The 21,205-nt window shown below is 71.4% G+C and carries 18 protein-coding genes and 1 tRNA gene; 5 read left to right on the top strand and 14 right to left on the bottom strand.

Going from position 1 to position 21,205, the window contains the following annotated elements; translation table 11 throughout:
- Window positions 1–4: 4 nt before the first annotated feature.
- From ACWD6P_RS13430 to ACWD6P_RS13415, 4 genes are all read right to left on the bottom strand, one after another.
- A complete protein-coding gene (locus ACWD6P_RS13430; RefSeq protein WP_451444201.1) occupies window positions 5–169 on the bottom strand; it encodes a hypothetical protein in 165 nt (54 codons plus the stop codon).
- A 10-nt stretch (window positions 170–179) separates the two neighbouring features.
- A complete protein-coding gene (locus ACWD6P_RS13425; protein WP_451444200.1) occupies window positions 180–527 on the bottom strand; it encodes a DUF6247 family protein in 348 nt (115 codons plus the stop codon).
- Between the two features lie 140 nt (window positions 528–667).
- Window positions 668–1,333: a TetR family transcriptional regulator gene (locus ACWD6P_RS13420; RefSeq protein ID WP_451444248.1), complete on the bottom strand. Its 666-nt coding sequence runs from the start codon at window positions 1,331–1,333 to the stop codon at window positions 668–670.
- 46 nt (window positions 1,334–1,379) lie between these two features.
- On the bottom strand, window positions 1,380–2,393 hold the full coding sequence (locus ACWD6P_RS13415; protein WP_451444199.1) for an acyl-CoA desaturase: 1,014 nt from the start codon (window positions 2,391–2,393) through the stop codon (window positions 1,380–1,382).
- 330 nt (window positions 2,394–2,723) lie between these two features.
- Between ACWD6P_RS13415 and ppc the strand changes: the two genes are divergently transcribed.
- Window positions 2,724–5,489, top strand: coding sequence for a phosphoenolpyruvate carboxylase (gene ppc, locus ACWD6P_RS13410; RefSeq protein ID WP_451444198.1), 2,766 nt, complete (start codon window positions 2,724–2,726; stop codon window positions 5,487–5,489).
- Between the two features lie 72 nt (window positions 5,490–5,561).
- On the opposite strand, the gene ACWD6P_RS13405 is transcribed toward ppc, so the two are convergent.
- The 7 genes from ACWD6P_RS13405 to ACWD6P_RS13375 form a co-directional block, all read right to left on the bottom strand.
- Complete coding sequence (locus tag ACWD6P_RS13405) at window positions 5,562–6,086, bottom strand: hypothetical protein (RefSeq protein WP_451444197.1); 525 nt, start codon at window positions 6,084–6,086, stop codon at window positions 5,562–5,564.
- Window positions 6,087–6,166: 80 nt separating this feature from the next.
- Entirely contained in the window at window positions 6,167–6,757 is a 591-nt protein-coding gene (gene pth, locus ACWD6P_RS13400) for an aminoacyl-tRNA hydrolase (RefSeq protein ID WP_451444196.1), read from the bottom strand.
- A gap of 114 nt (window positions 6,758–6,871) precedes the next feature.
- A complete protein-coding gene (locus ACWD6P_RS13395) occupies window positions 6,872–7,465 on the bottom strand; it encodes a 50S ribosomal protein L25/general stress protein Ctc (RefSeq protein ID WP_451444195.1) in 594 nt (197 codons plus the stop codon).
- Window positions 7,466–7,650: 185 nt separating this feature from the next.
- Window positions 7,651–8,625: a ribose-phosphate diphosphokinase gene (locus ACWD6P_RS13390; protein WP_451444194.1), complete on the bottom strand. Its 975-nt coding sequence runs from the start codon at window positions 8,623–8,625 to the stop codon at window positions 7,651–7,653.
- 75 nt (window positions 8,626–8,700) lie between these two features.
- Window positions 8,701–10,155, bottom strand: a complete 1,455-nt coding sequence (gene glmU, locus ACWD6P_RS13385; protein ID WP_451444193.1) for a bifunctional UDP-N-acetylglucosamine diphosphorylase/glucosamine-1-phosphate N-acetyltransferase GlmU — start codon at window positions 10,153–10,155, stop codon at window positions 8,701–8,703.
- 118 nt (window positions 10,156–10,273) lie between these two features.
- Window positions 10,274–10,348: transfer RNA gene (locus ACWD6P_RS13380), tRNA-Gln, on the bottom strand.
- A gap of 29 nt (window positions 10,349–10,377) precedes the next feature.
- Window positions 10,378–11,232 carry a hypothetical protein gene (locus ACWD6P_RS13375; RefSeq protein ID WP_451444192.1) on the bottom strand — a complete coding sequence of 285 codons (855 nt, stop codon included), beginning with the start codon at window positions 11,230–11,232 and terminating at the stop codon, window positions 10,378–10,380.
- A gap of 156 nt (window positions 11,233–11,388) precedes the next feature.
- Here ACWD6P_RS13375 and ACWD6P_RS13370 point away from each other — a divergent pair, with 156 nt between their 5' ends.
- A complete protein-coding gene (locus ACWD6P_RS13370; RefSeq protein WP_451444191.1) occupies window positions 11,389–12,831 on the top strand; it encodes a sensor histidine kinase in 1,443 nt (480 codons plus the stop codon).
- A gap of 66 nt (window positions 12,832–12,897) precedes the next feature.
- Here the strand turns inward: ACWD6P_RS13370 and ACWD6P_RS13365 are convergent, their stop codons facing one another.
- Window positions 12,898–13,458 carry an SUKH-3 domain-containing protein gene (locus ACWD6P_RS13365; protein ID WP_451444190.1) on the bottom strand — a complete coding sequence of 187 codons (561 nt, stop codon included), beginning with the start codon at window positions 13,456–13,458 and terminating at the stop codon, window positions 12,898–12,900.
- Window positions 13,459–13,466: 8 nt separating this feature from the next.
- Window positions 13,467–13,973 (bottom strand): YwqJ-related putative deaminase, encoded by a 507-nt coding sequence (locus ACWD6P_RS13360; RefSeq protein WP_451444189.1) that lies wholly within the window; start codon window positions 13,971–13,973, stop codon window positions 13,467–13,469.
- A gap of 311 nt (window positions 13,974–14,284) precedes the next feature.
- On the opposite strand from ACWD6P_RS13360, the gene ACWD6P_RS13355 reads away from it, so the two are divergent.
- From ACWD6P_RS13355 to ACWD6P_RS13345, 3 genes are all read left to right on the top strand, one after another.
- Window positions 14,285–15,292 (top strand): SMI1/KNR4 family protein, encoded by a 1,008-nt coding sequence (locus ACWD6P_RS13355; protein WP_451444188.1) that lies wholly within the window; start codon window positions 14,285–14,287, stop codon window positions 15,290–15,292.
- A 5-nt stretch (window positions 15,293–15,297) separates the two neighbouring features.
- Complete coding sequence (locus ACWD6P_RS13350) at window positions 15,298–18,144, top strand: SUKH-4 family immunity protein (RefSeq protein ID WP_451444187.1); 2,847 nt, start codon at window positions 15,298–15,300, stop codon at window positions 18,142–18,144.
- A 238-nt stretch (window positions 18,145–18,382) separates the two neighbouring features.
- Window positions 18,383–19,375 (top strand): cellulose-binding protein, encoded by a 993-nt coding sequence (locus tag ACWD6P_RS13345; protein WP_451444186.1) that lies wholly within the window; start codon window positions 18,383–18,385, stop codon window positions 19,373–19,375.
- 41 nt (window positions 19,376–19,416) lie between these two features.
- Here ACWD6P_RS13345 and ACWD6P_RS13340 read toward each other — a convergent pair whose 3' ends face one another.
- Window positions 19,417–20,979, bottom strand: coding sequence for an MFS transporter (locus ACWD6P_RS13340; RefSeq protein WP_451444247.1), 1,563 nt, complete (start codon window positions 20,977–20,979; stop codon window positions 19,417–19,419).
- Window positions 20,980–21,205 lie beyond the last annotated feature (226 nt).

Here is a 21,205-nt window from a genome sequence, read left to right as displayed (position 1 = left end):
GGTGTCAGCCGTACCAGGTGACGTTGCAGAGGTAGATGCACCGATGGCGTGGGGCGGCGAGAAAGCTGATGAAGCCCCGCCCGCCCAGAAGGTCGAACTCACGGAGCCCGCCCTCCCTGTCGACCGGCCTGCCGACCTTCAGTACTCCGTGCTGGGGTTGTAGTCCCATGTCCAGTCGGTCACAGTCCGGCCTCTGCCTCCGCCGTCTCCCGGATCTGCTGGATCTCGGCGATCGCCGCCGCCGGATCGGACTCGCCACGGTCCACGATCCGCTCCAGTTCGCGCAGGCGGGCGGCGCGTTCCGGGTGCCGTTCGATCGCGACGAACACGCCCCACGAATGGACGAAGGCCCGGAGCGGGGCGAGCGTCTGGGTCTGCTGCGCGCTCGTCGTGGCCTCGAAGAGGTGCTGGGTGAGCGCGGGGATCCGGCTGGGGGCGATGCGGGCGACGGCGGACCGAAGCGCATCGGGTGTGAGCTCGGGCTGGGGGATCAGCGGTCCGTACGGGCCGTCGGGCTGGACGCTCACGGTGACCTCCGGTGCGGAGGGGACGGCGGGCTTCGTACGGTACCGGGGGCTGTGGTGATGCGGAGGCCGGACGCCGCACTGATCGGCGGCCGGACGCCACCGGCCCGGGACCAGCGCCGGTCCTGAGCACGGCGAAGCCCTCAGTTCTTGCGATGCCCTATCAGCCGGGGCTTCGCCTCCAGGTTGCCCAGGCCGTGCCAGGCCAGGTTCACCAGGTGGGCGGCGACCTCGGCCTTCTTCGGTTTGCGGGTGTCCACCCACCACTGGCCGGTCAGGGCGACCATGCCGACCAGGGCCTGGGCGTAGAGCGGGGCCAGCTTCGGGTCGAAGCCGCGGGCCTTGAACTCCAGGCCCAGGATGTCCTCGACCTGGGTGGCGATATCGCTGATCAGGGACGCGAAGGTGCCCGTGGACTGGGCCACGGGGGAGTCGCGCACCAGGATGCGGAAGCCGTCGGTGAAGGTCTCGATGTAGTCGAGGAGCGCGAACGCCGCCTGTTCGAGGAGCTCGCGGGGGTGCCCGGCGGTCAGCGCGCCGGTGACCATGTCCAGCAGCTGGCGCATCTCGCGGTCCACGACCACCGCGTACAGGCCCTCCTTGCCGCCGAAGTGCTCGTAGACGACGGGCTTGGAGACGCCGGCCTTCGCGGCGATCTCCTCGACCGAGGTGCCTTCGAAGCCGCGCTCGGCGAAGAGCGTGCGACCGATGTCCAGCAGCTGCTCCCGGCGCTCCGCGCCGGTCATCCGCACCCTGCGGGCACGCCGTGTGCCCGCGGACGGAGAAGGCTTGCCCTTGTTGTTGCCCATGCTGCTGCTGTTGTCGATCGCCACCCGTCAATCATGCCTTCCCCAGCTACCGGGGGGAGGTACCCCCGGCCGCCATCTCCTTGCGCCGGCCCTCGATGCGGGAGGCATCGGGCCACCGCACGTCGTACGCCCAGCCCGCCTTCTCGAACCAGCGGATCAGCCGGGCGCTGGAGTCCAGCTGCCCCTTCAGCACCCCGTGCCGGGCGCTGGTGGGGTCCGCGTGGTGGAGGTTGTGCCAGGACTCGCCGCAGGACAGCACCGCCAGCCACCAGACGTTGCCCGACTTGTCGCGGGACTTGAAGGGCCGCTTGCCCACGGCGTGACAGATGGAGTTGATCGACCACGTGACGTGATGGAGCAGCGCCACCCGGACCAGCGAGCCCCAGAAGAACGCGGTCAGCGCGCCCTGCCACGACCAGGTCACCAGACCGCCGACCAGCGGGGGGATCAGCAGCGACACCACCGTCCACAGGACGAACTGGCGGGAGATCGTACGGATCGCATCGTCCTTGATCAGGTCCGGTGCGTACTTGTGCTGAGGCGTCTGCTCCTCGTCGAACATCCAGCCGATGTGCGCCCACCACAGGCCCTTCATCAGTGCGGGCACGGTCTCGCCGAACCGCCACGGCGAGTGCGGGTCGCCCTCGGCGTCGGAGAACTTGTGGTGCTTGCGGTGATCGGCGACCCAGCGCACCAGCGGCCCCTCCACCGCCAGCGAACCCATGATCGCCAGCGCGATCCGCAGCGGCCGTCGCGCCTTGAACGCACCATGGGTGAAGTAGCGGTGGAAGCCGATCGTGATGCCGTGGCAGCCGATGAAGTACATCGCCGTCATCAGGGCCAGATCCAGCCAGCTCACCCCCCAGCCCCAGGCCAGCGGCACGGCGGCCACCAGCGCCACGAACGGGACGGTGATGAAGAGCAGGAGCGTGATCTGCTCCAGCGACCTGCGCTGCTCGCCGCCCAGCGTCGCGGACGGCAGCGGGCCACCGGCAGCCGGCGCAACGGACGAATCGGCAGGAATCGGTGATTCTTCTACAGCTTCAGGGCCAGCGGTCATGGTGTCCCTCGTCGGGGGCTCGGGGGCACGGCTACGGCTACGGGACCGTAACCTACGGTCTCGTAAGTATGGCAGCGACACCGCCACGGGCAAGGCCGTGACAGGCCCCACACCTGCACCACCCGTCACAGATGCCCACCCACCGGACGGTGTGATCCGCTGAGAACGGGCAGATCTATCCTGGGGGGCGTCGGACAGCGCGGTCCGCAACCCGCCCGCACCAGACCTGCCCAACCTCCCCCAGCCATCGCTGGGAGGGACCCCCAGCCCGCCGCCACCCCCACGAGCCGCGGCGCGACGTCCCTGATCGCTGCAAGGAGAGCCGCACCAGTGAGCAGTGCCGACAACACTCCCGCCGAGATCACGCCCGCCGAGAGCCCCGAAACCGGCCCGAGCGACAACATCGCCCTGCGCGCCGACATCCGCCGCCTCGGCGACCTCCTCGGCGAAACCCTCGTCCGGCAGGAAGGCCCCGACCTCCTCGACCTCGTCGAACGGGTACGCGCCCTGACCCGCTCCGACGGCGAGGCCGCCGCCCGCCTCCTCGGCGACACGGACCTGCCCACCGCCGCCAAGCTGGTACGCGCCTTCTCCACGTACTTCCACCTCGCCAACGTCACCGAGCAGGTCCACCGCGGCCGCGAGCTGCGCGCCCGCCGCGCCGCCGAGGGCGGCATCCTCGCCCGCACCGCCGACATGCTCAAGGACGCCGACCCCGAGCACCTCCGCGAGACCGCCCGCCACCTCGGCGTACGCCCCGTCTTCACGGCCCACCCCACCGAGGCCGCCCGCCGCTCCGTCCTCACCAAGCTCCGCAAGGTCGCCGAGCTGCTGGACACCACCGACACCACCGAGCGCCGCCGCGCCGACCTGCGCCTGGCCGAGAACATCGACCTCATCTGGCAGACCGACGAACTGCGCGTGGCCCGGCCCGAGCCGACCGACGAGGCCCGCAACGCCATCTACTACCTCGACGAACTGGGCCGCGGCGCCGTCGGCGACGTCCTCGAGGACCTCGCCGCCGAACTGGAGCGGGCCGGCACCGAGCTGCCCCCCGGCACCCGCCCGCTCACCTTCGGCACCTGGATCGGCGGCGACCGCGACGGCAACCCCAACGTCACCCCCCAGGTCACCTGGGACGTCCTGATCCTCCAGCACGAGCACGGCATCACCGACGCCCTGGAACACGTCGACGAGCTGCGCGGCGCCCTGTCCAACTCCATCCGCAACTGCGGCGCCACCGACGAACTGCTCGCCTCCCTGCAGCGCGACCTCGAACTCCTCCCGGAGATCAGCCCCCGCTACAAGCGCCTCAACAGCGAAGAGCCCTACCGCCTCAAGGCCACCTGCATCCGCCAGAAGCTCGTCAACACCCGCGACCGCCTCGCCGCCGACACCCCCCACGTCCCCGGCCGCGACTACCTGGGCACCGCCGAGCTCCTCGACGACCTCACCCTCATCCAGACCTCGCTGCGCGCACACCGCGGCGGCCTGGTCGCCGACGGCCGCCTCGAACGCACCCTGCGCACCATCGCCGCCTTCGGCCTCCAGCTCGCCACCATGGACGTCCGCGAGCACGCCGACGCCCACCACCACGCCCTCGGCCAGCTCTTCGACCGCCTCGGCGAAGAGTCCTGGCGCTACGTGGACATGCCGCGCGACTACCGCCGCAAGCTCCTCGCCAAGGAACTGCGCTCCCGCCGCCCCCTGGCCCCCACCCCCGCCCCCCTCGACGAGGCCGGCGCCAAGACCCTCGGCGTCTTCCGCACCATCCTCAAGGCCAAGAAGACCTTCGGCCCCGAGGTCGTCGAGTCCTACATCATCTCCATGTGCCAGGGCTCCGACGACGTCTTCGCCGCCACCGTCCTCGCCCGCGAGGCCGGACTCATCGACCTGCACGCCGGCTGGGCCAAGATCGGCATCGTCCCGCTGCTGGAGACCACCGACGAGCTCAAGATCGCCGACCAGCTGCTCGACGAAATGCTCGCCGACCCCTCCTACCGCCGCCTGGTCGCCCTCAACGGCGACGTCCAGGAAGTCATGCTCGGCTACTCGGACTCCTCCAAGTTCGGCGGCATCACCACCTCCCAGTGGGAGATCCACCGCGCCCAGCGCCTGCTGCGCGACGTCGCCCACCGGCACGGCGTACGGCTGCGCCTCTTCCACGGCCGCGGCGGCACCGTCGGCCGCGGCGGCGGCCCCTCCCACGACGCGATCCTCGCCCAGCCCTACGGCACCCTCGAAGGCGAGATCAAGGTCACCGAACAGGGCGAGGTCATCTCCGACAAGTACCTCGTACCGTCACTGGCCCGCGAAAACCTGGAACTGACGGTCGCCGCCACCCTCCAGGCCTCCGCCCTGCACACCGCACCCCGCCAGTCCGACGAAGCCCTCGCCCGCTGGGACGCCGCCATGGAGACCGTCTCCGACGCCGCCCACGGCTCCTACCGCCGCCTCGTCGAAGACCCCGACCTGCCCGCCTACTTCTTCGCCTCCACCCCCGTCGACCAACTCGCCGAACTCCACCTGGGCTCCCGCCCCTCCCGCCGCCCCGACTCCGGCGCCGGACTCGACGGCCTGCGCGCCATCCCCTGGGTCTTCGGCTGGACCCAGTCCCGCCAGATCGTCCCCGGCTGGTTCGGCGTCGGCACGGGCCTGAAGGCCGCCCGCGACGCCGGCCTCGGCAGCGTCCTCGACGAGATGCACGAGCACTGGCACTTCTTCCGCAACTTCCTGTCCAACGTCGAAATGACGCTGGCCAAGACCGACCTGCGGATCGCCCAGCACTACGTCGACACCCTCGTCCCCGACGAGCTCAAGCACGTCTTCGACGTCATCAAGGCCGAACACGAGCTCACCGTCGCCGAAGTCCTGCGCATCACCGGCGAGAACGAACTCCTCGACTCCAACCCGGTCCTCCAGCAGACCTTCCACATCCGCGACGCCTACCTCGACCCGATCTCCTACCTCCAGGTCTCCCTCCTCCACCGCCAGCGCACCGCCGCCGAACGCGGCGAGGAAGCAGACCCCGTACTGGCCCGCGCCCTGCTGCTCACCGTCAACGGCGTCGCCGCCGGACTCCGCAACACCGGCTGACACCCCCGCACACACAACAGCGGCCGGCCCCCTGCACAAGGGAGCCGGCCGCCGCCGTACGCACACCAGGCCCTACATCGCGGCAAACGCCGCCCCCAGCAACACCGCCCCCAACAACCCCATCACCCACGCCGTACGCCGCAGCCGCATCCCCCCGGCCACCACCAGCGCCGCCAGCAGCAACGACCCCGCAAACGGCACCCACGCGTGCAGCACCCCCGCCGGCCCGGTCCGCACCGCATGCGACGAACCCGGCTTCAGCACCACCTCGACCCGCTCGCCCCTGTCCGGCGCCGCCGCCTGCGCGATCGACACCCGCGACCGCGACCCGCCCGCCCCCTCCACCGGCACATACGGACCCGAGCACCGCTCACCCGCACACGCCGACACCGTCAGCGTGCCGCGCTCCCGCCCCTTGGTGAGCATGGCGTACTGCGCCGTACCCCACGACGTCCACACCCCCGCCACCAGCAAAAGCAACGCCAGCAGACCCATCAACCCCGTCCTGGCGACGATCAGCACACCGAAGGCGCTCTCACCGACCCGCCGGGAACGACTCCGTCTGACCGAACTGGTGCGCGTACTGCTTCTGGGCATGGCGGCGATCCTTGGCCATCCACCAGCACCCGGTCAACCTCCGACAACGGTTCGTCAGACCCTGACCCGCACTGTCCCATTCACGAGTTGTACGTACTCTGCGCCCGTTCCAGACCATCCACGATCAGCGTCTCCACCGCATCCGCAGCCCGGTCCACGAAGTAATCCAGCTCCCGGCGCTCCACCGAAGAGAAATCCTTCAGCACAAAATCCGCCACCTGCATACGACCCGGCGGACGCCCGATCCCGAACCGCACCCGGTGATACTCCGCACCCAGCGACTTCGTGATCGACTTCAGACCGTTGTGACCGTTGTCCCCGCCACCCAGCTTCAGCCGCAGCGCACCGAAATCAATGTCCAACTCATCATGAACCGCAATGATGTTGGCCACCGGCACCTTGTAGAAATCCCGCAACGCCGTCGTCGGCCCACCCGACAGATTCATGAACGACAACGGCTTCGCCACCACTACCCGGCGACTGCCCGGCCCCGGCGGACCGACCCGCCCCTCCACCACCTGCGCCCGCGCCTTATGAGCCTTGAAACGCCCGCCCATACGCTCCGCGAGCAGATCCGCCACCATAAAACCCACATTGTGGCGATGGGCCGCGTACTCCGGCCCGGGATTGCCCAGTCCCACCACGAGCCACGGACCGTCTGCGTCCGACATCTCCACATCTCCTTGCGAAAGGCCAGTGCGAGCGGCCATTGAAACAACCCAACCGCCGCCCCGCGCCACGGCGGCACAGGACAGCGGTTGGAAAAAAACTATGCGAGGCGACGATCAGGCCTCGGCGCCCTCGGCCTCACCCTCGGCGGCCTCCTCGGCCGGAGCCTCCGCCTGCGCCGAGACGACCTGCAGCACCACGGCGTCGTCCTCAACGGCCAGCGACACACCGGACGGCAGCGCGATGTCCTTGGCCTGCACCGACTGGCCGGCGTCCAGACCCGCGACGGAGACGGTGACCGACTCCGGGATGTGCGTGGCCTCGGCCTCGACCGGCAGGGTGTTCAGCACGTGCTCCAGCAGGTTGCCGCCCGGAGCCAGGTCGCCCTCGGTCTGGATCGGCAGCTCGACGGTGACCTTCTCGCCCTTCTTCACGGCCAGGAAGTCCACGTGCACCAGGAACCGGCGGATCGCCTCACGCTGCACGGCCTTGGGGATGACCAGCTCGCTCTTGCCGTCGAACTCCAGACGCAGCAGGGCGTTCGGGGTCTTCAGGGCCATCATCAGCGCGTGGCTGTCGACGGCGACGTGCTGCGGCTCCGCACCGTGACCGTAAATGACACCGGGAACCTTCGCGTCACGACGCAGACGGCGGGCAGCACCCTTACCGAAGTCGTTCCGCACCTCACCGGCAAGCTTGATCTCAGCCATAACAGCACTCCTCGTATCGCAGAAACATCTGGTGGACGTCACCCGGCCCACGACAGACCTGCTACGAAGAGCGCGTCGATAACGGACAGCCACCACAAAAGGGCGGCCTCCCTCGCCGAGCAACTCCACGAGTCTACCCGGCCGGAAGGCCGCCCCAAAGTCGATCACTCAGTACGAGAGCCGGCTCACTGCTCGTCGAAGAGGCTCGTCACCGAACCGTCCTCGAAGACCTCACGCAGCGCCCGCGCGATCGTCGGCGCCATCGACAGCACCGTGATCTTGTCCAGCTCCAGCTCGGACGGCGTGGGCAGCGTGTTCGTGAACACGAACTCGCTGACCTTCGAGTTCTTCAGCCGGTCCGCCGCCGGACCCGACAGCACACCGTGCGTCGCGGTCACGATGACGTCCTCCGCACCATTGGCGAACAGCGCCTCCGCCGCGGCACAGATCGTGCCACCGGTGTCGATCATGTCGTCGACCAGGACACACACCCGGCCCTCCACATCACCGACGACCTCGTGGACGGTGACCTGATTGGCCACGTCCTTGTCCCGGCGCTTGTGAACGATCGCCAGAGGAGCACCCAGCCGGTCACACCAGCGGTCGGCGACCCGCACCCGGCCCGCGTCCGGAGAAACCACCGTGAGCTTCTCGCGGTCCACCTTCGCACCCACATAGTCCGCAAGAACCGGCAGCGCGAAAAGGTGATCCACCGGGCCGTCGAAGAAGCCCATGATCTGGTCCGTGTGCAGGTCCACCGTCACCACACGGTCCGCACCCGCGGTCTTCATCAAATCCGCGATCAGCCGCGCCGAAATCGGCTCACGGCCACGGTGCTTCTTGTCCTGACGCGCATAGCCATAGAACGGCACGACCACCGTGATGCTACGAGCCGAAGCCCGCTTCAGCGCATCAATCATGATCAGCTGCTCCATGATCCACTTATTGATCGGAGCCGTGTGGCTCTGAATCAAAAAGCAATCCGCGCCACGCGCCGACTCCTGATAGCGGACATAGATCTCACCGTTGGCGAAGTCGAAAGCCTTCGTCGGGACCAGGCCCACACCCAGCTGATGCGCGACCTCCTCCGCCAGCTCGGGGTGGGCGCGGCCGGAGAAGAGCATGAGCTTCTTCTCGCCGGTCGTCTTGATCCCGGTCACAGCAAATCTCCTCGAATCACAGTTTGCGTGCGCTCATCACGGTACGCCCCGCACGGCCCACCTGTTGCACGATCACTACTCGCCCTCAGAATCCCGGCGAGCAGCCGAAGCGGCCTGCGCGGCGGCGCTTCCGGGCCGCTTACGCGCGACCCAACCCTCGATATTCCGCTGCTGGCCACGCGCGACCGCCAGCGAACCCGGGGGCACATCCTTGGTGATGACCGAGCCGGCCGCCGTATAAGCGCCGTCCCCGATCGTGACAGGAGCCACAAACATGTTGTCCGACCCCGTCCTGCAATGCGAACCGACGGTCGTGTGGTGCTTCGCCTCACCGTCATAATTCACGAACACACTCGCCGCGCCAATATTGGTGAACTCACCGATCGTCGCATCCCCCACATACGACAGATGCGGAACCTTCGTCCCCTCACCGATCGACGCGTTCTTCATCTCCACATACGCGCCGGCCTTCGACTTCGGACCAAGATCCGTCCCCGGACGCAGATACGCATAGGGACCGACATTCGCCCCCGCGCCGATGCGCGCACCCTCCGCGACCGTGAACGACACCACAGCGCCCGCACCCACCGACGTATCCGTCAGCCGCGCATGCGGACCCACCTCGGCACCAGTGGCCACATGCGTCGACCCCAGCAGCTGGGTGCCCGGATGAACCGTCGCGTCCTGCTCGAACGAAACCGACACATCGACGAACGTCGAGGCCGGGTCGACGACCGTCACACCCGCCAGCATCGCCCGCTCCAGCAACCGCTCGTTCAGCAGCCGACGCGCCTCGGCCAGCTGCACCCGGTTGTTGATCCCCAGGATCTCGCGGTGATCGGCCGCCACGGCCGCACCCACCCGGTGCCCCGCCTCACGCACGATCCCCAGCACATCGGTCAGGTACTCCTCACCCTGACTGTTGTCCGTACGCACCTTGCCCAGCGCATCGACCAGCAGCCGCGCATCGAAGGCGAAGACCCCCGAATTGATCTCCCGGATCGCCCGCTGCGCCTCGCTCGCGTCCTTGTGCTCGACGATCGCGGTCACCGCGCCCGAGCTCGCGTCGCGCACGATGCGCCCGTAGCCGGTGGAGTCCGGCACCTCGGCGGAGAGCACGGTCACCGCGTTCTTGTCCGCGGCATGGGTCTCACCGAGCAGCCTGAGGGTCTCGCCGGTCAGCAGCGGGGTGTCACCGCAGACCACGATCACGGTGCCGTCGAGGGCGACACCGCTGTTGCTCAGCTCCTCCAGCGCCGTACGGACGGCGTGGCCGGTGCCGTTCTGCTCGTGCTGCACGGCGGTACGCGCGGCCGGGTCGACCTCGGCGAGGTGCGCCTGCACCTGCTCGCGGGCGTGGCCGACGACCACGACGAGATTCTCGGGGTCCAGCTCACGGGAGGCGGCGACGACATGCCCGACGAGGGAGCGGCCGCAGAGTGCGTGCAGGACCTTTGGGGTCGCCGACTTCATGCGGGTTCCCTCACCCGCTGCGAGAACGACGACGGCTGCCGGGCGGTTGGCGCTCACGGGGATGCCCTTCGGCTTCTTGGCTACTTCGGGTGGTGGTCATCCGAAGGATACCGGGGCGTATTGCGGCCGAAACGACAGCGGGTCCTGATCTTGCGATCAGGACCCGAACTTTGCATGGCTCCCCTGCCAGGACTCGAACCCGGACATAAGGCACCAAAAGCCTCAGTGCTGCCAATTACACCACAGGGGATGGTAAAGCGGCCCAAACCGGACATTTCGTCAGTCTGGCCGCGTGGCACCCAACACTATGCCGTACCACCAGCCTTCGATGCGACGGTATAGCTCTGCACTTTGTAGCACCCTGATCACCAGGCAGCCGCGGTACCCCTCGCCGGTGTTCTTCCGCACGGTCTTGGGGTGGTGTTTCTTGATCGTCGTTTTCTGGAACGCGGCGACATCGACGCCGACGAGATCGGCCCAGTAGTGCTCGGCGGCGGCCACGTCGGCGGTGCCGTGGATCATCACGCGGTAGCCGATGCGCTCCGGCTCGACACCGAGCAGGCGCAGCCAGGCCAGGAAGGCCTGGATCATGCCTGGGTCGCTGTTGACGAACTGGACGTACTCGCGGCGGTCGTACGCCTTGTCCTTGGCCCCCTCGGCCCAGTACAGGGCGACTCCCACGAGGAGGAGCTCCCGGTCCGAGAGCTCCCCGACCTCTCGGGTGGCTTCCGCCTTGGTCTCCTCGATCGCCCGGTCCCGCGCCTCGCGGTACGGCGCCCATCGGGCCTCCCGCATCTGGTGCATCGCTTCCGGTGACTTCCTCGGCCTGGGCAGGTCGCGCACCCAGAGCGATACCGAGCTCTTGGCCACCCTCAGTTCCGCTGTGATCTCGTCGTAGGTCCGCCCCTGTTTGCGCAGCTCGCGGGCCTTCTCGCGCAGGTCGTCCTTGGCGTTCGGGCGCTTGGTCCACTCGGGAGGCGGCTCGCCCTCCAGGAGGCGGGTCAGGGTGGCGTCGGTGAGTGACACGCCGAGCCGGTCGCGGATCTGGCGGCGGCTGAGGCCGGCGCGGCGGAGGGCGACGGCTTGGGGGCGTAACGCCTCGTAGTCGCGGTGTTCCCGATGTGTGTGCGGCATGGGAACAGGGTGTCGCGTATGCGCATGCGAAAGCATCGAAAATGTGGGCGATTCAACACTTCGGGGGATAACCGGCGGTAACGGCTGGTTTTGGGCCGGAAACGTGCTCGGAAACTCCACGGGGAAAGGTGCGCGGCCGCCCGTAGGCTGGTCGGTATGACCGCGACGGGGGCAAGTGAAGGTGTGGGGGCGCGGGGTGCGCCGGTGACGGGGCCGTGGTGGTGGGCCCGGCGGCGGAGTGCCGTGCTGGATGTGTTGCTGGCGGCGGCTTCGGCTCTTGAGTGCATGTTCGAGGGTGTGCGGTTTGCGCAGGAGGCGCAGCTGCCCGAGTTGCTGGGGGTGCTGCTCGGCCTGTTGGTGGGGCCGGTGCTGCTGGTGCGTCGGCGGTGGCCGGTGGCGGTGGTGCTGGTTTCGATAGCGGTGATGCCTGCGGAGATGGGCGGGCTGCTGAGTGTGGTGGGGCTGTACACGCTCGCCGCGTCGGATGTGCCGCGTCGGATCACGGCGTTGCTGGCGGGGATGACGGTGGTGGGGACGTTGGTGACGACGTTCCTCAGCATGCGGCAGGACATCGCGGCGCAGGAGGACTTCAATCCGCCGGTGTGGTTCGTGCCGGCGATGTCGCTGGCGGTGGGGCTGGTGCTGACGGCGCCGCCGGTGTTGTGGGGCCTGTACGTCGGGGCGCGGCGGCGGTTGGTGGAGAGTCTGCGGGAGCGGGCGGACGGTCTGGAGCGGGAGCTGTCGCTGCTGGCGGACCGGGCCGAGGAGCGGGCGGAGTGGGCCCGTAACGAGGAGCGGACGCGGATCGCGCGGGAGATGCACGATGTGGTCGCGCACCGGGTGAGTCTGATGGTGGTGCATGCGGCCGCGTTGCAGGCGGTGGCGTTGAAGGATCCGGAGAAGGCGTCGAAGAACGCGGCTCTGGTGGGCGATATGGGGCGGCAGGCGCTGACGGAGCTGCGGGAGATGCTGGGGGTGCTGCGTACGGCCGAGGGGTCGGCGGTGCGGGGTGCTGCGGGGTCGGATGCGCCGGAGCGGTTGGCGGCGGTGGCCTCGCGGGCGGGGGCGAAGGCGGAGGCGGAGCGGGGGGTGGCCGGTTCGGGGGCGGCGGCGCAGGTGGCGCGGTCTTCGGAGCCGGTGGCGCCGGTGTCCGGGTCGGAGGGGGATCCGGAGGGGCCGGGGCTGGCTGATCTGGGGGTTTTGGTGGGGCAGTCCCGGGCGGCCGGGATGGCGGTGGAGTTGTCGGTGGAGGGGGCCGGCGAAGGGGAGTCGGCGGATGCGGGGCGTCGGTATGGCGCGCGGGTGGAGCAGACGGTGTACCGGGTGGTCCAGGAAGCGCTGACGAATGTGCACAAGCATGCGCCGGGGGCGCGGGCGCGGGTGCGGCTGGCGCACCGTGAGGGTGAGCTGGCGGTGCAGGTGGAGAACGGGCCGTGTGAGACCGGTGCGGAGGATGCCGGTCTGCCGAGTGGCGGTAATGGCCTGGTGGGGATGCGGGAGCGGGTGACGGCGCTGGGGGGCGTGTTCGTGTCGGGTCCGACGGATGCGGGGGGTTTTCGGGTGTCGGCGGTGGTGCCCGCCCCGGCCGCGGCGGCCTGACGTCGACGTATGTGGTGGCGGGCGTATGTCGTGTGCGGCTGTCGCCAGGTTCAGGGGCGGCGGGGGTCAGCCGTTGCTCGGTGTGAGTCCCAGTCGGGTCGGTCGTGTGCCGAGGACGAGTGTGCCGAGTGCTGTGTCGATTCCGGCTCCCAGGTACCAGTCGCCGGTGTGGTCGAGGCTGTAGACGCGGCCTTCGGTGTCGATGGCGAGGGTGGCTTGGCCGTAGGTGGTGCCGTCGGGGCCGGGGAGTTCTTCGCGGCCCAGGGGGGCGACGTCGGTTTCCAGGGCGCGTCCGAGGTCGCCGAGGGTGCGGGCGAGGTGGAGTCCGTGCAGGGGGTCGATGACGAAGGGGGTGGGGGCGATGTGGCGGCCGGGTCCGGGGCCGGCGATGCGCAGGCCGCCGAATTCGGCCCAGGCTTCGACGGCGGCGGGGAAGACGGTGTGGCGGTGGCCGGCGGGGGAGGTGTGGGCGCGGAGGGTGTCGGCCCAGTGTTCGGCCTGCTTTATGTCCCAGCGGCCGGGTTGCCAGCCGGCTTCGTGCAGGGCGACGTCGACGGCGGCGGGGAAGCGGGTGGAGTCGGTGCGGTCGTGGCCGGGGGTGCGGGGGCCGGGGGTGGTGGGCGGCATGGTGGCGGTCAGCTTCCTGTGGGGGTCGCGCCGATGGGCATGACGCCGAAGTGGGCGAGGAGTGCGTCGCAGGAGCGGCAGGGCGGGGCGTAGCTGCCGTGCTGGGGGTCGCCGTCCTCGCGGATGTGGCGTGCGGTGATCTTGGAGTGTTTCAGGGAGCGGCGGGCTTCGCCGTTGGTGAGGGGTTTGCGGGCGGCTCGTTTGGAGCGGTTGGCCTCGACGGCGGTGAGGTGGCGGGAGAGCAGGACGGCTTCGGGACATCGTCCGGTGAAGCGTTCGCGCTGGGCGGTGGCGAGGGTGTCGAGGAAGTCCTGGACGAGGGGGTGGAGTGCGGGGGGCTGTTCGGCCTTGCTCGCGGTGCAGGTGAGGGTTTGTCCGCGTACGGACAAGGCGGCGCCGATGGTGGGGAGGATGCCGTCGCGACGGTGGTGGAGGGCGGGCGCGCGATGGGTGTCGGCGGTGCCGCTCCAGCCGATGCGCGGGTCCCCGGCGCCGTGGCGTGCAGTGGTGCTCATGGTGGTGTGCGTTTCCCTCCCTGCAATCCCCCGGTTTGCGGGGGTCAGCCTGCCAAATGTGCTGGGTGTTGCGGTAGTCGGACGTACTGTCGGTGATCTCACGGGAGGCTGACGGGGTGTCGGTTCGGGGGTAACGGGGCTGGTGGGCGGGGTGGTGCGGGGCGGTCCCGGGGGTGGCGGGCCGGTGGGTGACGCCGGTGTGTCGCGGTGCTGACGTGCGGGGGGCGGGCCCTGGGGCGGGGGCGCGGGAGGGTGTTGCGGTACGGCATAGGCTGTGCCCCAAAGCCAGCTTCAGCCAGGGGGCAACCGCGATGACGACAGGTCGGCCAGGGCTGGGGGCACCACCCGGCCCCCAGGCGGCGGGACGTGCCGCGCCACCGAATTCGGCCTATGCCGGGCAGGTCGTGCATTTTCCGGACCCGGTCCGTGCCGCGCGGTATCCCGCTGGGGTGCGGGTGGACGGGCAGGGCTTTCCGGAGTTCACGGCGTATGCGCGGGCGGCGGCGGAGATCGCCGAGCCGCCGGAGGGGTTCGGCGTCGACGAGCTGCGGCTGACGGACTATGTGTCGGCGAATGCGGCGCTGCATGCGCAGGGGCATGAGCTGTGGATAGACGTCCCGGCGGTGGCGACGCCGCACGGCTGGACGTGGCATCACGTGGCCGGTACGCGGCGGATGGAGCTGGTGCCGGTCGAGGTGAAGGCGCTGCTGCGGCACCACGGTGGGCTGGCGACGGCTGCCGTGGCGCACGACAAGCGCGGTACCCGGCCGTTGCAGGAGACCCGGCCGGCGCATTTCGGGCTGCCGCACCGTGATCTGTCGGTGGGGGAGGAGCAGGTGGCGCAGGCCGAGGAGGCGCTGGGCTACCGGCTGCCGGGTGCCTACCGTTCGTTCCTGAAGGCGGCGGGCGGATGTGCGCCGGTGGGCGCGGCGCTCGACGCGGAGCTGGGGCTGCTGGTCGACCAGCCGTTCTTCACGGTGCGCGATGACGCGGCCGTCAACGACCTGGTGTATGTGAACAAGTGTCTGCGGGACCACTTCACCAAGGACTTTCTGGGTGTGGCGTTCGTGCAGGGCGGTGTGGTCGCGGTGAAGGTGCGCGGTGAGGCGCTCGGTTCGGTGTGGTTCTGTCCGTATGACGATGCGCGTGATCAGGACGGCTGGTCGGTGCAGGAGCGGGTGGAGCGGCTGCTGCTGCCGTGCGGTGCGGACTTCGATGAGTTTCTGCAGCGGCTGGCGGGCAATCCGCCGGAGCTGGAGACCGTGGCGAACCTGATGGTGGACGGCGGTTTCGCGTATGCCGTTCCGGTGGGGGGCTGAACGCGATGGTGACGTTTGCGCAGGCGCAGGAGCGCGCGGAGCGCTGGGTGAACGGCGATGTGCCCGCGCCGCAGCACCGTGAGGTGCGGGTGCGGGAGTTCGATCTGGGCTTTGTGGCCTGGGCCGAGGACCGGGAGGGTGGTCCGGCGACGGAGGGCGGCCGGGCCCGGCTGGTGATCGCGCGGGACAGTGGGGAGACGACGCTGTGGCCGGGGCTGCCGGTGGGTGAGGTGATCCGGCGGTACGAGGAGGAGTACGGCCCCGCGGTGGACGGCGGGCCCGGTGCGGCCGAGCCCGCGCCGCAGCGGATCGATCTGGAGGCCACCTCGTTTCTGCTGACGCCGCCGGAGTGGTTGCAGGAGGCGGCGGACGCGATCGGCATCCCGGACCGGCGCGGTGGCGTAGCCGCGGCCGCGCCTTCGGTGCCGGCGCAGGCCGCGGCCCCGCAGCCGGCGGCCCCCTCGTCGCCGGAGGCCGGGGCCGCGGACGCCTGGGCCGAGGTGAGTGTGAACGCCGCCGACGGCGGGGCCGCGCAGCCGGGCGCGGACGTGGCGGGCCCGGGGGCGGCCGCGGCCGCGCCGGCCGGTGCGGCCGCTGACGCGACGCCGTGGGCCGCCGCGGACACGACGGGTACGGACGCGGGGTCCGAGGACCGTTCCGTGGAGCTGCCCGCGACGGTCTTCGCGCCGCCGCTGGCGGGTTTCGACGAGGAGGACGAGACGCCGTCCGCGCCGCGGGCGCGGCCCGAGGCCAAGACCGAGCTGCTGCACGGCGGCAGCCAGTTGCCCCGTACGCAGATCGCGCCCGCGCTGGACGTGCCGGACGGGGCCGCCGCGGCCGTGCCCGGTGGCGGGCCGCTGCCGCCGATGCCGTCGGCGCCGCCGGCGGCGGGGCTGCCGGATCTGCCGCCGCCGTCCGGGGCGCCGGTCGCCGATGTGCCGCCTCCGCCGGGTGCCGCCGGTGCGCCGGCCGGGTCGGGCCCTGGTACGCCGCCTCCGCCTGCGCCGCCCGTGGGCGGCGGGGTGCATGCCGCGGCGACGATGCTGGCCGACGGCTCGTCGCTGCCCGGTAACGCGGCCGCGGGCCCGCCGCCGCCTCCGGGCGCGCCGGGCAGGCCCGGTGCGGGCCGCGGTGGCGCGGTGCAGGATCCGGCGAAGCTCGCGGAGGCCGAGACGGGCAAGGCCGAGGCCCGCCCGGCGGCGTCCGGCCCCGGTGCGCCGGGTGCTCCGGCGGGTGGCTATGTGCCGACGCAGCTGGTCTCGCAGCTGGACGCGGCGGATGTCGACCTCAGTGCGGTGGACGGGCCGGGCGGGACGGACCGGCCCGGTGCCGCCGACGGGTCCGGTGCCGGCGGTTCGGGTGCCCCTGGCGCCGGCGGCGGCGGGGTGCATGCCGCGGCGACCATGCTGGCCGACGGGGCGTCCCTGCAGGCCGAGCTGGCGGGTGCGGCCGGTGCGGGCGGCCCTGGTGTGCCGCCGCCGCCCGGTCCGCCGGGCGCGCCCAAGCCGCCTGGCCCGCCGGGTGCGCCCAAGCCGCCCGGTCCGCCCGGTAGGCCCGGTGTGCCCGCGGCCGGCCGGGGGCCGGGCGGTCAGGGCGGCCAGGACGGTCCGCCGCCCCCGCAGCCGCCGCCCGCCGCGGGCGGCACCGGCGGTGGTGGGGTGCATGCGGCGGCGACGATGCTCGCCAGCGGTGCCGCGCTGCCCGGGCCCGGCGGTCCCGGCGGACCGGGGACTCCCGGTATGCCGCCGCCTGCCCCCTCGCCCGGTCCCGGCGTCCCTTCCGCGGGGGTGCCCGGTCCGCCGCCGGGGCAGCCCGCGCCGCCCGGTCCCCCGGGTGCGTACGGCTATCCGCAGGCTCCCGGTGGTCAGCCGACCGTCGGCCCCGGCTACATGGCGGTGCTCAGCTATCGCGCGCCGGACGGCTCCGAGCAGAAGATCGTGCGCCGCTCGGCGCCCGGTACGCCGCATCCGGAGTGGCAGCTGCTGCACGAGCTGCGCGGGATGAACGTCCCGCCGCAGCAGGTCCTGGAGCTGCACACCGAGCTGGAGTGCTGTGATCTTCCGGGCGGTTACTGCGCCCGGATGATCCGGGACAACTGGCCGCAGGTGCGCATCAGTCACACCGCCGCCTACGGCCGCGACCATGCCTCGCGTCAGCAGGGCGTACGGCATCTCGTCGAGCATCAGGGCGAGTTGCACCAGGTCGCGGACGGTCCGGCGCGGCCGGCGCCGGTGCGGGTGCCGTTGCCGCACCCCTCGCAGGTGCAGCCGGTTCCGCCGGTGCCGCCGCAGGTGATCGGCCAGGAGCTGGAGCAGTCCTTCGGCCCGCAGGGGATCTTCCGCTTCGACCAGCGGGCGGTCTCCCGGCAGGGCGTGCCGGAGGTGGTGGCGCAGATGCTCGTGTGGGCCGGGCTGCCGGTCGACTTCGGGCCGTTCTTCTGGGCGCAGGCGCAGCCGGGCCGTCCGGTGCCGACGCTGGCGGAGCTGGCGGCGGAGCGGCGGGTGCAGCCGGCGCCGGACGCCGGGTCGTATCTGGTGATGGGCAATGACTTCGGCCGTCAGCTGTGTGTCCAGTACGGCACCGCGAACATCGTGGCGGTACCGCTGGAGGCCGGTCCGGGCGGTCAGCCGGCCACGCCGCAGTTCGTCAACTCCGGGCTGCCGGAGTTCGTGCGCTGTCTGGCGATGCTGGGGCGGATGTGGCGGCTGCGCTACGGGCTGACGCCGGAGCAGGCGGGCCGCTGGACCGTCGACTTCCAGGCGCAGCTGGTGGCGCTGGATCCGCCGGCGCTCGGTTCGCCGGAGACCTGGTGGTCGGTGCTTTTGGAGCAGATGTGGGACGGCCTGCTTTAGGCGTCCTACGGGGTCCGCGCAGTCCGCGGCCGATACCTCCCGCCCTGTGTGGGGCCGTCGATGACGGTCCCGCACAGGGCGGTCTTCGTGGGACACCTTTGCGCAACGATGATCCAATTCCGACTTCTGGCGATAAATGACGCATCCTGGTGGGACGGCTCGGGCGGAGTGTCGCGAAGGTGGGAGTTCGCACCGGGCCGAAGGACAGCGCGCGTAACTGCACAGAGGGGCTTGAGGGATGAGTGCATCGGTTTCGCCTCACGGGTTCGAGACCGTACGAGGGCGTGGCTACCGGCCGCAGGATGTGGACCGCCGGTTCGAGGGGCTCTCGATCGACCGCGACTCCTGCTGGGAGCGTGCCGCCCGGCTCACCGTCCTGTGCAACGAGATGGAGGCCGAACTCGCGGAGCTGCGCGTCTATCTGGCGAAGCTGCCGCCGCAGACGTATGAGTCCCTCGGCAGCGAGGCCCGGCTGATCCTGACGACGGCGGAGTCCGAGGCGGAGCGGCTGCGCGCGGAGGCGGAGGAGGCTGCCGAGCGGGCCCGGGACGAGGCCGACCGGCATGCGCACGAGGTCCGGGCCGCGGCGGACCGGGCCGCCTCCGCGCTGCGTACCGAGGCGGACGAGCTGGCCCGGCGCGCCGAGGAGGTGGCGCAGGATGACGCGGCGAAGCGCATGGCCGCGGCCGCCAAGGACGCCGAGCGGCTGCGCGCCGAGGCGGCCGAGGAGCTGGCGGCGGCGGCCGTGGAGACCGCCCGGCTGCTGCGTGAGCAGGAGAAGCAGCAGGACGAGGCGTGGGAGGCGGCCGGGCGGGACCTGGCGAAGCTGGAGACGGAGATGGACCAGTTGGTCGCGGAGCTGGACGCCCGCGGGCAGGCCGTCCTCGCCGACCACCGCCGGCTCTGCGCGGAGGCCGAGGAGGCCGCCCGGCACCGGCAGGAGGATGCCGAGGATCGTGCGGCGGGGCTGCTGGCACGGGCGAGGGTCGAGGTGGAGCGCATCGAGCGGGCCACGGAACGGGTCCTGCGTGAACATGCGGAGGAGCGCGAGGAGGTCCGCACGCATATGACGCATGTCCGCAACAGCCTGGCCGCGCTCACCGGCAAGCCGCCGGTGGCGGAGGAGGACGGGGACGGTGGGGACGGTGGCGCCGGTCCCGCCGAGGCGCTCGGTACCGACCCCGACGACGAGGACACCCTGACGACGGAGCTGCCCCGGCCGCGGGGCTGACCGCCCGCCTCACTTCCCGGCCGCCTCACTTCCCGCCCGCCTCACTTCCCGGCAGGCCGCTCCTCGTCCTCGTCCTCGTCCTTGGCCTCGTCCTCGCCCGTACGGGCCGTGTCGCCGTGGTCCGCACCGGCGTCCGTGTGCACCGGGAAGCGCTGGGGTGCCAGCAGTGCGAGGGCGATCAGGGCGAGGGCGGCGGCCGCGGCGGCGCCGAGGTAGACGTGGTCGACGGTGGTGTCGACGGCGCGGCGCAGGTAGTCGGTGGCGCGGGCGCTGAGCGCACCGGCGTGTTCCAGGGCGTGCGAGACGGCGTCGAGGTCGCCGGGCAGGCCGGGGCGGATGTCGGAGGGGGCGTGCGCGAGGCGGTCGCCGAGGGTGGCGTTGGCCAGCGCGCCGAAGAGCGCGGCGCCCACCGACTGGCCGACCTGGCGGCAGAACAGTATCGAGGCGGTGGCGGTGCCGCGCTCCGGGTAGCCGACCGAGGACTGGACGCCGATGATCAGCGGCAGCTGGAAGAGCCCGAGGGCGGCGCCCAGCGCCAGCATGATCAGGGCGGGCTGCCAGGCGGCGCCGGGGTAGGGCAGCAGCGGGAAGGCGAGCAGGATCAGCGCGGCCGCGCCGATGCCGAGCATCGCGCAGGTGCGGATACCGGTGCGCCGGTAGACGTGGCTGCTCAGGGCGGCCGACACCGGCCAGCTCAGGGTCATCACGCAGAGCACGAAACCGGCGGCCGTCGGGCCCAGGCCCAGTACCGACTGGGCGTAGGTGGGCAGGAAGACGGTCGGGGCGACCATCAGCAGGCCCAGCGCGCCCAGGGCGAGGTTGACGGCGGCGATGGTGCGGCGGCGCCAGACCCAGCCGGGGATGATCGGTTCCGCGGCGCGGCGTTCGATCCAGACGGTGACCGCCGCGCACACCGCGCTGCCGGTGAGCAGCAGCAGCGCCGGTGTGGAGAGCCAGGGCCAGGCGACGCCGCCCTGGACCAGTGCGGTCAGCAGCAGCCCGCCGCAGGCGAAGATCGCCAGCGCGCCGGGCCAGTCGACGCGCGGCCGGCGCCCGTCGGCTCCCCGTCCGGCGCCGCGGCCGGGCGCCTCCTCCTGGAAGTGCCGCGCGACCAGCCACAGCGCCATCGCGCCCACCGGCACATTGACCAGGAAGATCCACCGCCAGTCGGCGTAGGTGGCGAGCAGCCCGCCCAGTGCGGGGCCGGCGACCGCGGAGGTGGCCCATACGCCGGAGAGCCTGGCCTGGATCTTGGGGCGTTCGGGCCCCGGGTAGAGGTCGGCGGCGATGGTCTGCACGGTGCCCTGGAGGGCGCCGCCGCCCAGCCCCTGCAGTACCCGGAAGGCGATCAGCGACGCCATGTCCCAGGCGCCGGCGCAGGCCAGGGAGCCGGCGAGGAAGAGCACGATGCCGCAGACCAGGATCGGCTTGCGGCCGAAGGTGTCGGAGAGCTTGCCGTAGACGGGCAGGGTGACGGTGACGGCCAGCAGGTAGCCGGAGAACAGCCAGGAGAAGACCGCGAAGCCGCCGAGGTCGCCGACGATCTGCGGGATGGCGGTGGCGATGATCGTGGAGTCCAGCGCGGCCAGCGCCATACCGAGCATGAGGGCGGCGACGACCGGGCCGCGCCGGGCGGTGCGCGCGGGGCGGGGTGCTGCCGCCGGGGTGCCGGGGCCGTCCGTCCCCCGGTCCGTCGGGCTGTCGCTGTTCCTGGCCGTACGGCTCACGGGTCCCCCTCCTCGGTGCGGCTGCGGCGTGCTCCCCGGTTGTGTGTATCGGGCACCGTTCCGGTCGACAGCCAACCACGCGGCGCCGCGATGCGGAACGGTG

It is taken from the genome of Streptomyces sp. NPDC002446, assembly GCF_053595675.1.
The sequence above is the reverse complement of the archived record's forward strand: the minus strand, read 5'-3'. Positions and strand labels throughout refer to the sequence as shown.